1 protein-coding gene is annotated in these 6,276 nt (G+C 52.3%); it reads left to right on the top strand.

Annotated features, from left to right (window positions below; translation table 11 throughout):
• Positions 1-6,276 (top strand): hypothetical protein (locus tag WBV75_RS10740; RefSeq protein WP_424120607.1); only part of this gene is annotated, 6,276 nt, incomplete at both ends.

Below are 6,276 nucleotides of genomic sequence, written 5' to 3'. Positions count from 1 at the left end.
GTATTCAGGACGGAATAATTGCCGCCCAAAACATCGTCGGGGGAACTGCGCCTTATGAATTCAGTATAGATGGCGTGAATTTTTTAAGTGGGGCAGGGGCTGAGACCTTTACAGGCCTAACCCCAGGGACCTATACCTTAACCGCAAGGGACGCCAACGGATGCGCCACGGTGGCTCCTCCTTTAACCATCGATCCGCTTACACCTCCTAACGATCTGGTGTTTACCGCCACAAACCCTACTTGTCCCGCCCTTGTGTCGGATATTACGACAAGCGTTTCAGGGGGAGAAGCGCCTTTTACCTTCGAAATAATTGCCCCCGCGGGCCAATTAGCCTCGAGCACCACGGGAAATAGTGCCAATTTTGACGCCCTCGCTCCGGGCACCTATACCTTCCAGGTTACAGACGCCAACGGATGTGAATACCAGGAAAACTACTCCATTCCCCCAGTAACCCCAATCCAGGTTTCCGGAACGCTGGTGAGTAATGTGAGTTGTGTAGGAGGTGCCGACGGGGAAATCGCCTTCTCTGTAAACGGGTTCAGCAGTACCTACGCATATACTGTGAATGGAGGTACTCCTGTGAGTGGACAAACTACAGGCAGCGTTACCCTGTCTGCCCTGGCCGCCGACACCTATACCATTGTTGTCACAGATGAATCCACGAATTGTACTGCTACAGAAAGTATCACTGTGAGCGAGCCGGCAGTTCCCCTTGCACTTGCCCTTAACGCCACGCCGCTTACCTGTGCCACAGACGGGTCAATTACTGCCTCCGCGTCAGGAGGGTGGGGAAGCTATTCCTATGTACTCACCCAGCCGGATGCCAGCAACCAGACCAATACTTCAGGGGTTTTCACCGGACTCACCCAAAGTGGAACGTACACTGTTGAGGTTAGTGATGCGAATGGGTGTACCCTTACCGATATCATCGACCTCACCGCTCCTGTTAACCCAACAGTCAGCCTGGATCCGGTCACGGACCGTTGTTTTGACCCAACCATCGGTGTAAGCCTTACGGCTGCAGCCTCCGGGGGAATAGCGCCCTACTCATACAGCCTTAACGGCGGTCCAGGCCAGGCCAGTAATGTCTTTGACAACCTTGCCCCGGGCACCTACTCCGTTGTCGTAACCGACACCTATGGATGTACTGCCACATCTGCCCTGGTAACGGTGGAGCCTCAATTACTCGTAACGGGAAGTTTATCAAAAGAATTAGATTGTTCGGCTACCCCTGATGCCCAAATTGATATTTCTGTAGTCGGCGGATATGCACCCTACACTTACCAGGTCAATGGAGGTGCAAGCGTTGCTTTTGCCGGCAACACTTTCTCCTACACGGCGGCAACTGACGGGAATTACACCTTTCTTATCACAGATTCCGAAGGGTGTGTTGCCCAGACCGTTGTGGTGGTAGATCCTATAACAAACCCCGTGGCCACGAACATCCCGACCAACCCAACTTGTAATGGCGCCTCGGATGGTTCTGTCGAAATTACTGTGGACCCCTCCTTTGGGACGCCTCCTTTTGAAGTGGACTTCAACGGACTTGGGTTCAGCGCTCAAACCTTATATAGCGGTCTCGGCGCAGGCACCTATTCCTTTACGGTGCGTGACAGTAAAGGGTGTCTTTTTACAGACACCGTAACCCTCACGGAACCCAGTGCGATACTTGCAGACGCTGTGCTCGTTCAGCCTTTTACATGTCTGCAGGATGGAAGTATTCAAGTCCAGAATGTCAGCGGGGGAACCCCCGGGTATACCTACAGCATAGACGGTGTGAATTTTGGCGCCTCTGATACCTTTACCGGACTCACCGCCGGAGTTTATACCATAACCGTAAGAGATGCTGCCGGGTGTACGTTAGCAACGGCCCCTGTGACCATCCCGGCACTGGATCCGCCAACGGATATCAGTTTCTCAGCTACCGCACCTAACTGTCCAACTCTTACTTCGGATGTAACCCTTTCCGTAACCGGAGGACTCGGTGCCGTTACATACGAAATCATCAGCCCGAGCGCCATTAACAATGGCAATACAAATATTTTTACCGGACTGACCCCGGACACCTATACGTTCCGGGTCACCGATGCCAACGGTTGTGCATACCAAGAATCCTTTACCATTACACCGGTTAACCCGGTTCAGGTATCCGGGACCCTGGTGCAGAATGTTTCCTGTGTGGGGACAGCTGACGGGGCTGTCGATTATTTTATAAGTGGTTTTTCAGGCACATATGCGTACTCCCTTAACGGAGGGGCTCCTGTTGCCGGACAGACTCCGAATACCATAAATTTCACCGGGTTGGTTGCAGGGAGTTATACCCTCGAAGTAACAGATGAAACGACCAATTGTACAGACACCGCAACCGTGGTTGTTGCAGAACCGGCCACCCCCCTTTCGTTTACATTTACAACAACCCCCATTACCTGTGCAACTGACGGAACGGTTACCGTTACTGCAAACGGTGGCTGGGGAAGCTACTCTTATGAGCTGGTTCAGCCAGACGCTGTGGTGCTCGGACCTCAGGGGAACAATACTTTTTCAGGGCTGAGCCAGGTTGGCAATTACACCATACGTGTTACGGATGCCAATGGGTGTCTGGAAACCGATACTTTTGACCTTCTGGCCCCTGCAAATCCTGTCGCCAGTATCGATGCGACTTCCGGCCTTTGTTTTACTTCTTCAGGCCTTGCCACAGTAGTGGTTGGTGCTACAGGGGGTGTTTCGCCTTATTACTATAGTGTAAATGGCGGCGCTACCCAAACATCAAACACTTTCAGCGGCCTGGTCCCCGGGAACTATACATTTACGGTGCTGGATAGCTTTGGCTGTTCGGATACTGTAAGCCAAACAATTGCACCAGAATTAACGGCCGGTGCCCTTCTTATTAAAGACCTCGACTGTACGGTTTCGCCTGACGCCTCAATTGACTTGTCGCCTGCTGGCGGCTACCCTCCGTATTCGTTTGAAGTAGCGGTTAACGGTGGGGGCTTTACGGCGTATACAGGTGGGTTCCCTTATACAGCATCTGTGGCGGGCAACTATCAATTCCGCGTTACAGATAGTGAGGGATGTGTTGCGCTTTCAAGTACAATTACCGTTAGCCCGGCAATACCGCCCCAGGCTACGGCAACCGGGCAGGATCCCACCTGTAACGGGGATAGCAATGGAATAATTCAAATAAATGTCGATCCGAATTTCGGAGAAGCGCCCTTTGAAATCGACTTCAATGGCCTGGGCTACAGCTCACAAACCGTATTTACCAATCTGCCTGCAGGGGTTTACACCTATACCGTTCGGGATTCAAAAGAATGTACATATTCTGACAGCATAACCCTGAATGACCCCGTCCTGTTTGACGCTACTGTTTCCGTTATGGATGTATCCTGTGGTGGCCTTGGGGTTGGGGATATTCCCGGGCGTATTGATGTTTCAATCATCAGTGGGGGAGCGGCGAATTTCACCTATACGCTTTACGACCGCCTGAATAATATTGTTCCGACCAGCGGTCCGAATCCTGTCGTAAACACCCCGAATACTTCCGTGACTTTTGACGGTCTGGATTTTGGGGATTACTACGTGCGGATCATCGACGCCAACGGATGCGAATTCTATCAAAACCCCGTTCGCGTTTTGGCGAACCCTTACCTTACACTAAACTCGGCAGCCGCTATCGCCGATTGTGTGAATGGGGGTACCGTTGTCTTATCTGCCGATGGGGGCTCCGGGGATTACACTTTCACCATTTTCGGTTCCGGGGTAGGACCAACCACGGAAGTGGCGGGACCGGGTGCGGATGAAGAGACTGCTACTTTTACCGGGCTGAATTCCGGACAAACCTACATTTTTGAGGCCATCGACAATGTCACCCTTTGTAGGAGCTATATTGAAGAGACCGTTCCCGCCCTTTCTTCCATCGTGGAAGTCGGCGATCCTACGGTCACCGATGTGACGTGTTTTGGAGGGACTGACGGTTCAATTACCTTCCAGATTGAAGGGTTTGACCCTTCGGTTACCGATATCAACTACAGTATCCTCGAAAGACTCACGAACAATCCATTGGGAGGCGCGTATTCCGGAACTGTTGTACAGGCCGCAGGAGGGCCAACGCCCACCCCGGCTGTGACCATTCCTAATATTCCTCCGGGGGACTATGTGCTTTTCTTTGAAGAAGCGACCAGTCCATTCTGTTCAAACACCTATGAATTCCGCATCCTTGAGCCCAGTCCGATCACCCTTGACCTGATCGCTCAAAACAATGCAAATTGTAATGAGAATGCCCAGGTAACAGTGCTGGCTACCGGAGGCTCCGGATCATTTACCTATGCCTTTGTTCAGGATGGTGCTGCGCCCTTACCCGGCGATTTCACCGCAAACAACTACGCAGAACTCGACCCGACTATAAACACGGATTGGGATGTATATGCCATGGATTCAGGCGGATGTATGACCCCTCCTTTGGATGTTGTCATAGCCACAGATCCCGAACCGGTAATTACGGCTTCTGTCACAAACCAATGTACTGTCGCTGAGGGCAATTTTGATATAGAAGTAACACTGGCCACTTCCGGGGTTGGGCCTTACCTGCTTAGCCTGGATGGCGGTGCCTTCCAAAGCACCTCCCTTTCTGCTTCAGGAGACACCTATGTTTTTAGTGGCCTTAGTTCAGGGACCCACTCTGTTGAGGTCAGGGATTCAAATGGGTGCGGGAATACGATAAGCATCGATATCTTCTCCCCATCCTCCATGATCGCAGAGGTACTGGTTCAGCCTACCTGTGCCTTAAATGATGGTCAGATCAACCTTACGCCGTCTGGGGGGTCTGGCAGCTTTACCTATGAACTTTTCCTCGGGGCTGTTAGCGTGACCGGCGGGCCACAGGCGCTTCCGCTGTTTACCGGACTTGCACCAGGTTCCTATACGGCATTTATATACGACAGCCTGATTCCCGGTTGTGGCGCCTCAACTACAATTGAGCTTGTAGCGCCTACTCCCGTATCCTTTATGGTAAACAGCACAGATGTAACCTGTAATGGCGGGTCTGATGGGTCGATAACCGCAATCCTGGATCCGGGTATGGACAACCCCCCGTATACCTATCAGCTTTTTGACAGCGCCGGGGTGGTCGCTTTAGGGCCGGTTCAGGCTTCTCCTGATTTTACAGGGCTTTCGGCTGGAAATTACATTGTTCGTGCTACTTCAGGCAGGGCGTGTACCACAGACGAGCCTGTGACGATCAGTGAGCCTACGCTGCTCTCTGCGGTTGCCGCTGCTACAGATTTTGTATGTAACCCGGACAACACCGCTTCTGAATCCATAATCACGGTAACGGCTACAGGCGGGACGGCCCCTTACCTGTACAGCATAGACGGAACCAATTTCGTCTCTTCCAATACGTTCAATGTGTCCGATACCGGAGTGGCTCAGAATTTTACGCTAACCGTTCGGGATGCCAATGGATGCGTTGATACCGACAATATAAGTATCAGTCCGCGCCCTGTCATTACCGATATCAGCGTCAGCCAGGTTACGGCGATCAGTTGCCTCAACGATGAGGTGGCGCGGGTAACCGTTACCGGAGGGTCCGGGGATTTCGATTTCGACCTGCTTCCCCTGGGGAGCACCGCCACCCAGAGCCCGGGGCCCGGAGTGTTTACCTCAGATTTCAGCCTCACTGCCCCCGGAGACTATACATTCCGGGTAACCGATAATGTGACCGGGTGCTATGTTACATCCGCCCCTTATACGATTCCCCCTTATGACTTAATCGAAGTTGTGGCAACCGCTGTGACTCCGGTGAGCTGTTTTGGGGACGCCTCGGGAGAACTTGATTTCCGGGTTGATAATTACTCTGGAAATTACACCTATCAGGTGTTTGATTCCGCGGGTACTCCGCTGACAGGTGTAACTGCTGCAGATACCTCTGTAAACCCAAGAACGGTCTCAGGGCTTCCTGCAGGCAACTGGTATGTCACCGTTATTGCCACGGATGCCCCTTTCTGTAACGCGGATTCCAATACACTTACTATTGGATCCCCGGCAGCTCCCCTGGCCCTTGTGGAAACCGCCAATGTCAATGCCAATTGTAATTCAGGCGCCCTTGTAACGGTCTCTGCCAGCGGTGGAACCCCGGGATATACATACGCTTTTGTTCCCTCCGGGGATATTCCGGCGGCAGGAGACTACAGCGCCAATGCAACAGCAGAGCTGAACCCTGCGGCCTATCCGGCCAACTACGATGTATATACTGAAGATTCAAATGGTTGTGTGACTT

The sequence above is a fragment of the Robiginitalea sp. genome, assembly GCF_049588695.1.
Lineage (GTDB): Bacteria > Bacteroidota > Bacteroidia > Flavobacteriales > Flavobacteriaceae > Robiginitalea.
This window is presented reverse-complemented; position numbering and strand designations above follow the sequence as displayed.